We start from the raw sequence: 13,215 nt of genomic DNA on the forward strand, positions 1-13,215 counted from the left end.
TAGTGATTTGTTATGTTAAAGATATATCTAAAAATTAATACCTTTATCCTTTAATAACAATTTACGAATGAAAAATATTACATCTGTTTTTTTTATTTCATCTTTGGCGATGACAACCGCCTGTACAACTATGAAAACCACCAATGCTTCTCCTACCGAAATTCCAGTTCCGGATGCCACTCTGGCAGCAAACCCTTTTATGAAAAAAAGTCCGTTGCAATACCAGGCACCGGAATTTGATAAAATTAAGGACGAACATTTCAAACCCGCATTTGATTATGGGATGAAAGTACAAATCGTGGAAGTAGATAATATCGCCAATAATCCAGCGGCTCCTACATTTGAAAATACCATCGTGGCTTTAGAAAACAGCGGTGAAGTGTTGAAACGAGCGCAGCTTGTATTTTATAATTTGACAGGATCTAATACCAACCCTACTTTACAGAAACTGGAAGAAGTGTATGCGCCCGTTTTTTCAGCATTGAGCGATAAAATTATGCTGAATGAGAAATTGTATAACAGAATCAAAGCCATTAAAAAAGAAAATTTAGGTTCCGAAGAAAAAAGACTTTTGGAATTGTATACCACCAATTTCGAAATCGCCGGAGCTAATCTTTCTCCTGAAAACAAAGCGCAGGTTAAGAAAGTTAATGAGGAATTAGCCACGCTTTCTACGCAATATACCAGCAAACTGTTAAATGCAAGAAAAGATGGCGCCCTGTTGATTACCGATGTGAAAGAACTGGATGGACTTTCTGCTGATGAAATCGCCGCCGCTGCTGCAGATGCAAAAAGTGCCGGAAAAACGGGGTATTTGCTTGCTTTACAGAATACCACGCAACAGCCGATGCTTCAGAATTTAAAAAACAGAGCAACCAGAGAAAAACTCTTCAAAGCTTCCTGGTACAGAGCCGAAAAAGGAGACGCGGACGACACCAGAAGTATCCTGGAAAGAGAAGCAAAACTGAGAATGGAAAAAGGACATCTGATGGGTAAGAAATCTTTTGCAGAATGGAAACTCCAGGATCAGATGGCGAAAACTCCTGAAAATGCAGTGAATCTTTTGGCACGTTTGGCAACTCCTGCCGTAGAAACTGCGAAAAAAGAAAGCGACGAAATTCAGAAACTGATCGACCAGCAAAAAGGAGGTTTCTCCGTAGAACCCTGGGATTGGAATTTCTATGCGGAACAGGTGAGAAAAGCAAAATATGATTTAGATGAGAATCAAATCAAGCCTTATTTTGAAGTAAAAACTGTTTTAGAAAAAGGAGTATTCTACGCTGCAGAAAAATTCTACGGAATTACTTTTAAGAAAAGAAATGACCTTCCTGTTTATCATACAGATGTTGTGGCTTATGAAGTTTTCGACCGTGACGGGAAATCTCTGGCGATTTACTATCTGGACTTTTATACCAGAAATAACAAAAATGGTGGAGCCTGGATGAGCAACTTCGTTGAACAATCGCATTTATTAGGTCAAAAACCAGTTATCGTAAATGTCTTTAATTATCAGAAACCGGCAGAAGGAAAACCTTCTTTGATTTCGTATGATGATGTTACCACGATGTTCCACGAGTTCGGACATACGCTGCACGGGTTGTTTGCAGACCAAAAATACATTTCAATTTCGGGAACCAACGTGCCGCGTGATTTCGTGGAATTTCCTTCTCAGATCAACGAGTTTTTTGCGTTGGAACCTTCGGTGCTGAAAAATTACGCTTTGCATTATCAAACCAAACGGCCGATGCCACAGGCGTTAGTTGACAAAATTAAAAAAGCAGGAACTTTCAATCAGGGATATTCTACAACAGAACTGGTTTCTGCGGCGACCATTGATATGAACTGGCATTCTGTAACCGACGCTTCCCAGTTTAAGCCGACTTTGGAATTTGAAAAAGCCGTCCTGGCAAAATATGGTTTTAATTTGAAAGAAGTTCCACCAAGATACCATTCTCCTTATTTTGCGCACATTTGGGGCGGCGGTTATTCTGCAGGATATTACGCGTATATGTGGAGCGATATGCTGAATGCTGATGCCTGGGACTGGATCACAACCCACGGTGGAATGACGCGTGAAAATGGTGACCGTTTCCGTAAATATATTTTATCGGTAGGAAATTCTATGGATCTGAATGAAGCGTTTAAAAACTTCACCGGCAGAAATCCTGATTTAAATCCGTTATTAAAAAGCAAAGGATTTATAAAATAAAAGTTCACATAAAATAATTTTGAAGCCGTAGATTTTTTCTACGGTTTTTTTTTGTCTTGAAAATTGTTGGTGAAATAAGTTGATAACTTAACCATTAAGATTCAGTTAAGTAATTAAGAGGATTAGATTTCCTTCGGAAATTAGCGATGCTTTAAACACAGATTAAACGAATGGGTTCAGAAATTTCACCAGTTTAACTAGCAAGGATTGTTTTTGATGTTGTGGTTTTCTGTTGCTTTGTAAAAATATATTCGTGTCGTTCGTGAAAACATTTGTGTTAAAAAAAATGTGAAAAACAAACCGCCTGAACTTTTAGCCCGGATCGCAGAGGAAATCCTTTTTTTTGGTGTTGGATTAGGAAAGGGCAAAAAAAGATTGTAACGGAGAGCCGGACCGGAACCTCAAAGAAGTAAAAATCGTCCTGCTCCAAAAAAATTCTTAATTTTGTAAAAAATATATCATAATGCCAAAAATATCTCACAGAGCGCAGCATATGCCTGCATCGCCGGTAAGAAAACTGGTTCCTTACGCGTTGCAAGCAAAACAGAAAGGAATAAAAGTGTATCATTTGAATATTGGTCAGCCCGATATCGAAACACCGCAATCTGCTTTGGATGCTGTGAAAAACAATGATTTAAAGATTTTTGAATATGCACTTTCAGAAGGCAATCTGGATTACAGAACAGCGCTGAAAGATTATTATCATTCTTTAGGATTTACCGATTTGACGACCGATAATTTTATCGTGACCAACGGTGGTTCTGAAGCGTTGAATTTTGCGATTTCTACTTTGTGTGATGATGGTGATGAAATTATTATTCCTGAGCCTTATTATGCGAATTATAATGGGTTTACCAACACCTTCAATGTAAATGTTGTCGCGGTTTCTTCTACGATTGACAGTGGTTTTGCCTTGCCGCCGATTGAAGATTTTGAGAAAAAAATTACGTCAAAGACAAGAGCGATTTTAATTTGTAATCCCGGGAATCCAACGGGGTATCTTTACACCAGAGAAGAGTTGCAAAAGTTGGCCGATATTGCTTTGAAACATGATATCGTGATTATTTCCGATGAGGTTTACAGAGAATATGTGTACGATGGAAAACAGCAGGTTTCGATGTTTGATTTTCCTGAAATTGCAGAAAACTGTGTGATCATCGATTCTGAGTCCAAAAGATATTCGATGTGTGGCGCAAGAATCGGTTTTATGGTGACCCGTTCGAAAGAGATTCATGATGCTGCAATGCTTTTTGCGCAGGCAAGATTAAGTCCGGTTCTTTTGGGACAGATTGCGGCGGCGGCGGCTCACGTAAATGATACAGAATATATTTTGAAAGTCCGTGCAGAATATACGCACCGTAGAAATGTTTTGGTTGATTTACTCAACGGAATTCCGGGAGTGATTTGTCCGAAACCGAAAGGCGCATTTTATTGTGCGGTAGAACTTCCGGTAGATGATACCGATAAGTTTGCGCAATGGTTGCTCGAAAGCTATTCTCATAACAACGAAACCATAATGGTTGCGCCGATGAGCGGTTTTTACAGCAATCCGGAACTGGGTAAAAAGCAGGTGAGAATTGCGTACGTTTTAAAAGAAGCAGATTTACGCAGAAGTGTAGAATTGTTGAATGATGCGCTTCAGAAATATAAGATTGAATTCGGTCTTTAATATTTTTAAAAATAAACAAAAGCCACGGATATTTATTGTATTCGTGGCTTTTTTTGATTAATCTTAAGCGATAAAATCAAGTACTTGTCTTTAGAAGTAAATTCCGTCAATATGATGATTGAATTAATGTAAATTCAGTCAATTAAAATTAAAATTGAAAAAATTAAAGCGTTTTAAATTTTAGTAAATTTGCAGAACGTTTTTATTAAATAATGATATTAACTTAAATAATGAATTCAAAATATAAATGTTCAGTTTGTGGTGAGATTCATCACGATTATCCGGCGCTGAATTTTGCTTATCCCAATTCTTATTATTGGCTTACGGAGGAACAGAAAAACAGTTTTCCTGTTCATATCGATTCAGATTTCTGTACGATTGAATATCCGGATCGAACAGACCGGTTTATTCGGGTGGTATTAAAACAGAAGATTGCAAAATCCGGTCTTTATTTGGAATATGGACTTTGGGTTTCTGTAAGCGAAGAAAGTTATGAGGATTATGTCGCTAATTTCAATAATGAAAATCACGAAACCATCTATTTTGGTTGGCTGAGCAATGCGCTTCCTGATTACAAATTTGAAAAAAGCATTCCGATGGATGTAAAAACCAAAAGTGGAAATCAGAGGCCGGAAATTTATCCTCATTTAGACTTTGATCATCCTTTTGTGCACGATTTTTACCATGGAATTACCAAAGAGGAAGCCGAGAAAAGAATTCACAATATGCTCTCAAACAGCCCGAAATAAAATATGAACATCCAACACCATTTTTCTTTAAAAAAACACAACACTTTCGGCGTTGATGTGACCTCAAAATATTTCGCAGAAGTTACTTCTTTAGACGAACTTTTTGAAGCGCTGAAATACGCAAATGCTAAAAATGCACAACCACTTTTTCTAGGTGGTGGAAGCAATATTTTATTTACCCAAAATTTTGACGGAGTTGTCATTCAATTAGATTTGAAAGGTGTTTCAGAAGAAATTATAAGTGAGAATGAGGTTCTCGTAACTTCAAAAGCGGGGGAGAACTGGCATGCGTTTGTTCAGTATTGCCTGGGTAAAAGTTATGGAGGTTTAGAAAATTTATCATTAATTCCCGGGAATGTGGGGACGTCGCCGATGCAGAATATTGGCGCTTATGGGGTGGAGATTAAAGATACTTTCGTGAGTTGCAAAGTATTGAATTTGGAAACTTTGGAAGTAGAAAAATTTGATCATGAAAAATGCCGTTTCGGTTACAGGGAATCCATTTTTAAACGGGAAGGAAAAGGGAAATATGTTATTCTGGAAGTGACTTTTAAACTGACCCGAAAAGACCATTTAATCAAAACAGAATATGGCGCGATTCAGGCTGAATTAAAGAAGTTGGGAAGTGAATATTCCGATAATCGCTGTGTCACGATTCAGGATGTCTCTAAGGCGGTAATCAACATCAGGCAGAGTAAACTTCCAGATCCGAAAATAATTGGAAATGCGGGTAGTTTTTTTAAAAATCCTTCGATTCCGATGGCGCAATTTTTAGAAGTTCAGAAAAAATATCCGGAAATGCCGAATTATCCAAATGGGGATTTGGTGAAGATTCCGGCAGGTTGGCTGATCGAACAATGCGGTTGGAAAGGGAAACAAATCGGGAATGTGGCTTCACATCAATTGCAGGCTTTAGTAATCGTAAATGCCACCGGAGAAGCTTCCGGAAAAGAAATTTTTGATTTTTCTAGGATGATAATTCAGTCGGTAAAAGAAAAATTCGGGATTGAGCTGGAAAGAGAGGTAAATATTGTTTAATAATAAAAGGAATTTCCCGTTACCAATAATAGCAGTGCAGAAGATTGAATTTTCTTTGAAATAATTTACAATAATATTTGTCTAACTAAAATATTCTTCGTTATTTTGCACTCTCAAATATTTATTCAGAAATAAGAACGTCGAGATATGTCAAGAATTTGCCAAATAACAGGAAAGCGTGCCATGGTAGGAAACAATGTTTCTCACGCTAATAACAAAACGAAGCGTCGTTTTGAAATTAACTTATTGGAAAAGAAATTTTACCTTCCGGAGCAAGAGAAATCTGTAACTTTAAAAGTTTCAGCTCACGGATTGAGAATTATCAATAGAATAGGGATTGAAGAAGCAATTGTAAGAGGGACCAGAAGTGGTTTCATTAAAAAATAAGAAATCATGGCAAAAAAAGGGAATAGAGTACAGGTGATTCTGGAGTGCACAGAGCACAAAGAAACCGGAGTAGCAGGAATGTCAAGATACATCACTACTAAAAACAAGAAGAACACTACCGAGAGATTAGAGTTGAGAAAATTCAACCCTGTACTGAAGAAATATACTGTTCACAAAGAAATTAAGTAATTTTTTAAAGTAATAAAAAATGGCAAAAAAAGTAGTAGCAACACTTCAAGGTGGTGCAGGTTCAAAAAAAATGACCAAAGTTGTGAAAATGGTAAAGTCTGCTAAAAGTGGAGCTTACGTTTTCGATGAGAAAGTAATGAACGCTGATGAAGTTGATGCTTATTTGAAAAAATAATTTTCACTCACACGAGAATATATAAAACTATCCTAAATGGATAGTTTTTTTATTTTATCTTTGTTTGCCAGTGGCACATGTTTATAATTCAAATTTGTAATTTTTATAATGAGTTGGTATAAAAAAATATTCAAAAAGGAGGAGAAAGAATCATTAGATAAAGGATTAGAAAAATCCAGTCAAGGTTTTTTTGAGAAAATTTCCAAAGCAGTTGTTGGGAAAAGTACAGTTGATGAAGATGTTTTAGATCATCTCGAAGAAATTCTTATCGCCTCGGATGTGGGTGCATCTACCACCATTAAAATCATTGAAAGAATCGAGCAGCGTGTAGCAAGAGATAAATTTGTGGGCACCGATGAACTGGATCAGATTCTTCGTGAAGAAATTACAGGTTTGCTCCTGGAAAACCCGCACGCAGGAACCGGAAATATTGATGAAACGAAAAAGCCTTATGTCATAATGGTTGTCGGCGTAAATGGAGTGGGCAAAACCACGACAATCGGGAAATTGGCGCACCAGTTTAAATCGGAAGGTAAAAAAGTAGTACTGGGTGCTGCAGATACTTTCCGGGCAGCGGCAACAGAACAATTGACGATTTGGAGCGAAAGAGTAGGTGTGCCGATTGTGAAACAGAATATGGGCAGCGATCCTGCGTCTGTGGCTTTTGATACGGTGCAAAGTGCGGTGGCCAATCAGGCAGATGTCGTCATTATAGATACCGCCGGTCGTTTGCATAATAAAGTGAATCTGATGAACGAACTGACGAAGATCAAAAGAGTGATGCAGAAAGTAATTCCTGATGCTCCTCACGAGATTCTTTTGGTTTTGGATGGTTCTACGGGACAAAATGCTTTTGAGCAGGCAAAGCAATTCACAGCAGCAACGGAAGTTAATGCCTTAGCGGTAACAAAACTTGATGGTACTGCGAAAGGAGGAGTGGTGATCGGGATTTCTGATCAGTTTCAAATTCCTGTAAAATATATCGGCGTAGGTGAAAAAATGACTGATTTACAGCTGTTTAACGGACCTGAATTTGTAGATTCTTTCTTTAAAAAGAGATAAAATGTAAGGATAATGCGGTTAGGATTAATTTAGTAAATTTTTATTTTTAGAACCAATTTATATGATTTAAATCATTTTGGTCTTATGTTTGATATTTAATCAACAATAATAATTACTTAATATTAACATTAAAAATTTTAAAACTATGGGAATTTTAACTTGGATCATTTTTGGTCTTATCGCAGGAGCTATTGCAAAATTCATTATGCCGGGAAATCAGGGAATGGGTTGGTTATTGACAATTGTTTTAGGAATTGTAGGCGCTTATGTTGGTGCGTTTGTCGGCCAGCTCTTAGGTTTGGGTGATGTAACAGGATTCAACATCGGAAGTATGTTTTTGGCTGTTGCAGGCGCGTTAATTGTTTTGTGGATTTACGGAATGGCCACCAGACGAGGTTAACCAAATAACTAAAAATTTAAAATCCCGCTCTGAATTTCAGAGGTCACTGAAAAACCCTATGATTTTTAGTTTATTCTTCTAATTTGGGTTACAAAGGAGAGCTTATTACGATGTTTAAAACTTTCGTAATAAGTTCTTTTCTTTTTTTGTGTATAAAATTTTTGTGGCTTTATGGTCTTGGATGTGTGCTCTGTGACGACTTTTGATAAATTACTGCTCAGATATCGTTCTTCTCTATATTAACTTCAGTATCCTCTTCAAATTAACTGCGAAAATAGCCATTGCTCCCTGCATTTGCATGTTTTCGATGCCGTAGGCAATCGCTCTGTTATAGCCGTGCACATTTTTAAGTTCGCTGTTTTTGGCTTCAATTTTATAGCGGTGTTTGGATCTTTCTTTGTAATAATCGCTTTCCTGAAAAGCCATTTGCTCCTGATGGAAATTTGATTTAATGGAGACTGAATAGGTTTTGGATTTCGCCCCGGCTTTGTAGCAGCCTTCGTTCAGTGGGCAAACCTTGCACTTTTCGATATCAAAATAATAAGTGTCAACCTGATTTTTCCCTTTGTTTTTCTTGCCCTGCCTAGCCTTGCGGATTGCCATGTGCCCGGCAGGACAAACAAAACGGTCAGCATCTTTATTATAGTCAAACTGATCTTCATCTTTTCGAAACCCCTGCGTGATGGCGGGATTCAGTCGGGCGACCACTTTGATGTTTTGTTCCTTTGCTAATTTCAGATTTTCTTTTCCGCTGTAAGCGGCATCGCCAATAATGGCATCTACCTCCATCCCGTTATCCTGGCTCATCTGCAATAATTTTGGAAGCTCCGGGCCATCACCCTTCTCTCCAGAAGTTACAACGGCTGCCGTGATAATGCGCTCTTCGCTCATGGCCAGATGCGTTTTGTATCCGAAAAAAGAACTGTCAGCGGATTTATGACCCGTTTTGGCGTCACCGTCTTTTGAAAAAACCAATTGCTCGTTGGTGTCTTCCATCATTTCTTTCAGAAGGTTTAGTTTCTCCTTTACGGCAGGGATCTCACAGACAGCGGGGTCGTTTTCAATACGTTTTTCGAGTTCTCTGCAATAATCCAATTCCTTGTTTAGATCATTATCGGTGTTTTTTGAAGGCATTTGAGTTTTAAATTCGTCATCAAACTGATAAACGGTTTTCCGAAGTAATTTTGAGCGTTCCCGCAATGCTTCTATCGTGGAAAAAGGGTTACTTCTGGACAGGGTATGCGTCGCGTCTACAATAATTGATCTGGATTTGATGATCCCTTTTTCAATGGCAATGCTCACAGTTTTGCCTATAAGTAAACTTAACAGATCGCTGTCTTTCAAACGCAGTTTTCTGAATTTTGTAAGCGAGCTGGGATTAATGACATTCTCCTCGGGAGTCATTCCCAAAAAATACTTGAACGACATATCATACCGGGAACGCTCCACCACATCTACATCAGAAACCGTATAAATACTTTTCAAAAGCAGGTATTTGAACATCCGCACAGGGCTTTCTGCATTACGACCGTTGCTTAAACAATATTTGTTCAAAAGCTCATCATAGATAAAAGAAAAATCAATAAGCTCATTAATTTTACGAAGAAGATTTTCTCTGGGAACAATTAAATCATATAATCCGGAATAGGAACTCAGTGCTAGTTTTTCTTGCTGTACCAACATATATTCTGCTTTTGAAATACGCCTTTAAGATACGAAAAAGGAGGGAAAACAAAACTGTTTTCCCTCCTTTGTTTATTATAAAGCACTTTTTCAGTGACCTCGAATTTCAGAGCGGGATTTTTTTTAAACTTTACTAAAGGATTTAATCAATTTTAATTTCAAAAGGCATTTTCATCATTACGCCTTGCTGTAATTTCGGATTGGTTATTTGTTCAAACAGTTTGTAGTTTTCTGTTCCGATTTTATTTTTAATCAGTCTTGCAGAAATTTCATCTTCATCAAGATTTTTAAATAGTTGCTCGAACTGGCTCATTTTTTTTGGGTAAGCAGTTACGCTATAATCTTTCAGCTTTGCTTTTTGTGCTGCGAAATTGATCGCATCCTGCAATGTTCCCAATTCATCAACCAAGCCGATTTCCTTCGCGCGGGTTCCGCTCCAGACTCTGCCGCCACCGATTTCATCGATTTGGGCAAAAGATTTCTTGCGGTTTTCTGTTACAAAATGTACAAATCGTTTATACGTTTTTTCTACGCTTTTGGTTAAAATGGCTACTCCACCTGGAGTAACGCCATTTACGACGGAGTACATATTAGAATTCGCATTGGTAGTGACGGGGTGAGAGGTGAGGCCGTTTTTGTTTGCAGCTTCTTTAAAGTAAGGAATCATCCCGAATACTCCTATAGACCCGGTTAAGGTATTCGGTTCAGAGTAGATTTTATCTGCGGCCATCGCGATGTAATAACCACCAGAAGCAGCGTAATCGCCGAAAGAGACAATAATGGGTTTTTTCTTTTTCAGCTGTTGTAATTCGAACAGGATTTCATCAGACGCATTTGCGCTTCCGCCGGGAGAGTTTACTCTTAGGACGACTGCTTTTACTTTGTCATTATCTGCAATTTTTTTAATTTCTTTTATGAAATTATCGGCATAAACATTTTGGTATCCTTCCCCGTTATAGATTGCTCCGGATGCATACAGTACCGCAACCTGGTTGTCTTTTTTGGAGGAATCACTACTGAAAGAACTGATGTATTTTTTAAATGATACTTTGGTAAGTTTGTCTTTTTTCGCCAGATTCAGTTTTGTTTTAATCATTTGATCGTACTCACTTTTCTGCATTAACTTATCTGCTAATTTATAGTTTAAACTTAAATCGGGAATAGCTGCATAAAGACTGTCGACAATGGTTTTAAACTGTGCAGGATCAATTTTTCGTGAATTTGCGATTTTCTGTGAATTTACGGACCAGATATCATTTAATAAAGTTGAAAGTTGATCTTTGTTTTCCGGCGACATATCATCTCTCATAAACGGTTCTACAGCGGACTTATATTTTCCGTGTCTGATGATTTCAATTCCAATACCGTATTTATCCGCAAAGCTCTTCATATATAAAACTTCGGTTGACAGCCCTTTTAAATCAATTCCTCCAGCTGGATTCAGAATATACTGGTCAGCAACAGACCCCAAATAATAAGCGGCCTGAGAAACCACATTACCGTAAGCATATACGAATTTTCCGGTTTTCTTAAAATCTTCCAGCGCGCCGCGAATATCATCTAACTGTGTAAGGCCGGCACGGATTCCATCAGTTTCTATACTTATCCCTTTAATTTTATCATCAGATTTCGCTTTTTTAATGGCTTCGAGCATATCGAATATTAAAATATTTTTCGGCTTATCACCAAAGGCAAACATCTCATTCTGATCTTCCGTAGGGCTGTCGATGATATTGGTTTTAAAATCAAGTGTGAGGATCGTATTGTCTTTAATGTTAGGTTTTTGTTCACCGCTTAATGCGCTTGCTGCAATCATCATTATTAAAAACAGTGAAAACACGGCGGCTATAATAATAATAGCCACTATATTTGCCATAACATTTTTAAAAAAACTCTTCATAACTTATATATTTCTACGATATGTCGCAACATGAGGTCACTTTGTTACTCGGAAGCAATTTAGGAAATCCTGAACACAATATTGGGTTAGCCCTCCTTAGGATAGAAGAAGAGATTGGTGAGATTTTAAGGAAAAGTGAGGTCTTGATTACCAACCCTGTAGAGTTTGTTAGTAATAATATTTTTTGTAATATTGCATTAGTAATAAAGACACAATTTTCTCCTATAAAACTCTTAAATTATGTGAAATTAATTGAGAGACAGATGGGAAGGGGCGATGATACATTGATTTCAGGAGAGTACCAAGACAGGATAATCGATATAGATGTGGTGTTTTTCGGTAATCTCAATTTCTGTTGTAAAGAATTAAAAATTCCGCATCACAAGCATTTATATCAACGTGATTTTTCTAGGAAATTGTTAGGTGAGCTATCGAAACACTAAAAACAACAATATGAAATTAAATTTATTATTAGCACTAGCGATACCCATTGCTTTTTATGCGCAGCATAATTCCGCTGCCAATACTACTGGAGATTATCCCAACGCTTACTCCTCTGGATCCGCAAACATCAAACCTTTTGATAATTCATCAAGGATGTTTCGTGACTGGTCTGTTTCAGTAGGTGGTGGAGGTGCATTTATGCATAATGCAGACGTGAATTCCTTTTACGATGGCAAAGTTGATTTTGGGTGGAATGCCTACGGAAGTTTAGATAAGCAGATTACTCCTACCTTTGGATTGAGTTTGCTTTATCAAATGGGTAAAACCAATCAGAAAGCCCTGTTACCAGGAGCTGCAGGAGTAGCCGCAGGCGTGGCCACTGCTTATACAAAATATTATCAGGTTTCTGTCCTGGGTGATATTAATTTTTCTAATTTAATGCGCCGTACCGATAATCATTCGCCTTATAGATGGGCTTTGCACGGTTATGGCGGAGTTGGTCTTCAAGCGTATAACACCTTGTTATTAGATAATGATATGTCGAGATGGAGTACGACTCCAAAAAGAATTCCTATTGAAATCGATCAAAAATTAGGCTTCGACAGTTTTTTTTTCCAAGTTGGAACGGGTGTGAAATACAACGCTTCTAAACTGATTGATATTGAAGCCAGAGCAATGTATATTTTTTCTGGTGACGACTCTTTTGATGGAGGTGGTTATGGGAAAAATGCACGTCCCCCATATAATTCGATAAAATCTGGAAACTCTGATAATATGTTCAGCGTGAACCTGGGATTATCTTTTAAATTGGGAAAATATGATACTCATCTCGCCTGGTTTGATCCTTTGCAGAATATTAATAACAGAATAAATGTTTTAGATAATGCTGCAATTGATTTTGTAGTATGTAAAAAAGGTGATTTAGACAATGATGGAGTTTGTGACGATTGGGACAGACAACTTGATACTCCTGCAGGAGCAAGAGTAGATGGAGCTGGCGTTGCATTGGATATGGATCTGGACGGCGTCATTGATCTGTATGATAAATGTGTCACCGTGCCGGGACCAGTTGAGAATGATGGCTGTCCGATTAATGTGAATCCAAAATAAAAAAAAATGACTGTTGTATCTGGCAACAATGAAATTAACTTTTAAATGGATGTCCGTTATTAATTATAAGTACAAAGCCTTTGCGAACTTAAAAAATGTGAAAACCATTGTGTTTATAAATAAATTATTTTTTGTAAAATGTTCGCGTTAAAGTTTTGCATCATTATTAAAAACGGATACTCATCAACTTTATTAATTAA

13 protein-coding genes are annotated in these 13,215 nt (G+C 37.5%); 11 read left to right on the top strand and 2 right to left on the bottom strand.

The genetic code is table 11. The features are described from left to right. Nucleotides 1-67: 67 nt before the first annotated feature. The 9 genes from QGN23_RS12290 to QGN23_RS12330 all read left to right on the top strand — a co-directional run bounded on the left by QGN23_RS12290 (nt 68) and on the right by QGN23_RS12330 (nt 7,878). Complete coding sequence (locus QGN23_RS12290; RefSeq protein WP_282904568.1) at nt 68-2,209, top strand: M3 family metallopeptidase; 2,142 nt, start codon at nt 68-70, stop codon at nt 2,207-2,209. A 463-nt stretch (nt 2,210-2,672) separates the two neighbouring features. After that, complete coding sequence (locus tag QGN23_RS12295; protein WP_282904569.1) at nt 2,673-3,878, top strand: pyridoxal phosphate-dependent aminotransferase; 1,206 nt, start codon at nt 2,673-2,675, stop codon at nt 3,876-3,878. 230 nt (nt 3,879-4,108) lie between these two features. Continuing rightward, on the top strand, nt 4,109-4,627 hold the full coding sequence (locus tag QGN23_RS12300; protein WP_282904570.1) for a DUF2199 domain-containing protein: 519 nt from the start codon (nt 4,109-4,111) through the stop codon (nt 4,625-4,627). A gap of 3 nt (nt 4,628-4,630) precedes the next feature. Then, nucleotides 4,631-5,665, top strand: a complete 1,035-nt coding sequence (gene murB / locus QGN23_RS12305; RefSeq protein ID WP_282904571.1) for a UDP-N-acetylmuramate dehydrogenase — start codon at nt 4,631-4,633, stop codon at nt 5,663-5,665. Nucleotides 5,666-5,812: 147 nt separating this feature from the next. Then, the gene (gene rpmB, locus QGN23_RS12310) at nt 5,813-6,052 is read left to right on the top strand and encodes a 50S ribosomal protein L28 (RefSeq protein ID WP_133439609.1); all 240 of its coding nucleotides are present in this window, start codon (nt 5,813-5,815) and stop codon (nt 6,050-6,052) included. A gap of 6 nt (nt 6,053-6,058) precedes the next feature. Beyond that, on the top strand, nt 6,059-6,241 hold the full coding sequence (gene rpmG / locus QGN23_RS12315; RefSeq protein ID WP_133439610.1) for a 50S ribosomal protein L33: 183 nt from the start codon (nt 6,059-6,061) through the stop codon (nt 6,239-6,241). Nucleotides 6,242-6,260: 19 nt separating this feature from the next. Continuing rightward, nucleotides 6,261-6,416: a DUF4295 family protein gene (locus QGN23_RS12320; protein WP_133439611.1), complete on the top strand. Its 156-nt coding sequence runs from the start codon at nt 6,261-6,263 to the stop codon at nt 6,414-6,416. Between the two features lie 108 nt (nt 6,417-6,524). Further along, complete coding sequence (gene ftsY / locus QGN23_RS12325) at nt 6,525-7,478, top strand: signal recognition particle-docking protein FtsY (RefSeq protein WP_282904572.1); 954 nt, start codon at nt 6,525-6,527, stop codon at nt 7,476-7,478. Nucleotides 7,479-7,623: 145 nt separating this feature from the next. Further along, the gene (locus tag QGN23_RS12330; RefSeq protein ID WP_282904573.1) at nt 7,624-7,878 is read left to right on the top strand and encodes a GlsB/YeaQ/YmgE family stress response membrane protein; all 255 of its coding nucleotides are present in this window, start codon (nt 7,624-7,626) and stop codon (nt 7,876-7,878) included. 234 nt (nt 7,879-8,112) lie between these two features. On the opposite strand, the gene QGN23_RS12335 is transcribed toward QGN23_RS12330, so the two are convergent. Beyond that, nucleotides 8,113-9,561, bottom strand: coding sequence for an IS1182 family transposase (locus tag QGN23_RS12335; protein ID WP_282904574.1), 1,449 nt, complete (start codon nt 9,559-9,561; stop codon nt 8,113-8,115). 142 nt (nt 9,562-9,703) lie between these two features. After that, a complete protein-coding gene (gene sppA, locus QGN23_RS12340; protein WP_282904575.1) occupies nt 9,704-11,461 on the bottom strand; it encodes a signal peptide peptidase SppA in 1,758 nt (585 codons plus the stop codon). Between the two features lie 20 nt (nt 11,462-11,481). Between sppA and folK the strand changes: the two genes are divergently transcribed. Continuing rightward, nucleotides 11,482-11,904, top strand: a complete 423-nt coding sequence (folK, locus tag QGN23_RS12345) for a 2-amino-4-hydroxy-6-hydroxymethyldihydropteridine diphosphokinase (protein ID WP_282904576.1) — start codon at nt 11,482-11,484, stop codon at nt 11,902-11,904. A gap of 10 nt (nt 11,905-11,914) precedes the next feature. Beyond that, a complete protein-coding gene (locus QGN23_RS12350; RefSeq protein WP_282904577.1) occupies nt 11,915-13,015 on the top strand; it encodes an OmpA family protein in 1,101 nt (366 codons plus the stop codon). The last annotated feature ends 200 nt before the right edge of the window (nt 13,016-13,215 follow it).

This window comes from Chryseobacterium gotjawalense (assembly GCF_030012525.1).
Lineage (GTDB): Bacteria > Bacteroidota > Bacteroidia > Flavobacteriales > Weeksellaceae > Kaistella > Kaistella gotjawalense.

Coding starts and splice junctions, on each gene's coding strand:
- QGN23_RS12290 (WP_282904568.1), top strand. CDS start 68: ATGAAAAATATTACATCTGTTTTTTTTATTTCATCTTTGGCGATGACA.
- QGN23_RS12295 (WP_282904569.1), top strand. CDS start 2,673: ATGCCAAAAATATCTCACAGAGCGCAGCATATGCCTGCATCGCCGGTA.
- QGN23_RS12300 (WP_282904570.1), top strand. CDS start 4,109: ATGAATTCAAAATATAAATGTTCAGTTTGTGGTGAGATTCATCACGAT.
- murB (WP_282904571.1), top strand. CDS start 4,631: ATGAACATCCAACACCATTTTTCTTTAAAAAAACACAACACTTTCGGC.
- rpmB (WP_133439609.1), top strand. CDS start 5,813: ATGTCAAGAATTTGCCAAATAACAGGAAAGCGTGCCATGGTAGGAAAC.
- rpmG (WP_133439610.1), top strand. CDS start 6,059: ATGGCAAAAAAAGGGAATAGAGTACAGGTGATTCTGGAGTGCACAGAG.
- QGN23_RS12320 (WP_133439611.1), top strand. CDS start 6,261: ATGGCAAAAAAAGTAGTAGCAACACTTCAAGGTGGTGCAGGTTCAAAA.
- ftsY (WP_282904572.1), top strand. CDS start 6,525: ATGAGTTGGTATAAAAAAATATTCAAAAAGGAGGAGAAAGAATCATTA.
- QGN23_RS12330 (WP_282904573.1), top strand. CDS start 7,624: ATGGGAATTTTAACTTGGATCATTTTTGGTCTTATCGCAGGAGCTATT.
- QGN23_RS12335 (WP_282904574.1), bottom strand. CDS start 9,561: ATGTTGGTACAGCAAGAAAAACTAGCACTGAGTTCCTATTCCGGATTA.
- sppA (WP_282904575.1), bottom strand. CDS start 11,461: ATGAAGAGTTTTTTTAAAAATGTTATGGCAAATATAGTGGCTATTATT.
- folK (WP_282904576.1), top strand. CDS start 11,482: ATGTCGCAACATGAGGTCACTTTGTTACTCGGAAGCAATTTAGGAAAT.
- QGN23_RS12350 (WP_282904577.1), top strand. CDS start 11,915: ATGAAATTAAATTTATTATTAGCACTAGCGATACCCATTGCTTTTTAT.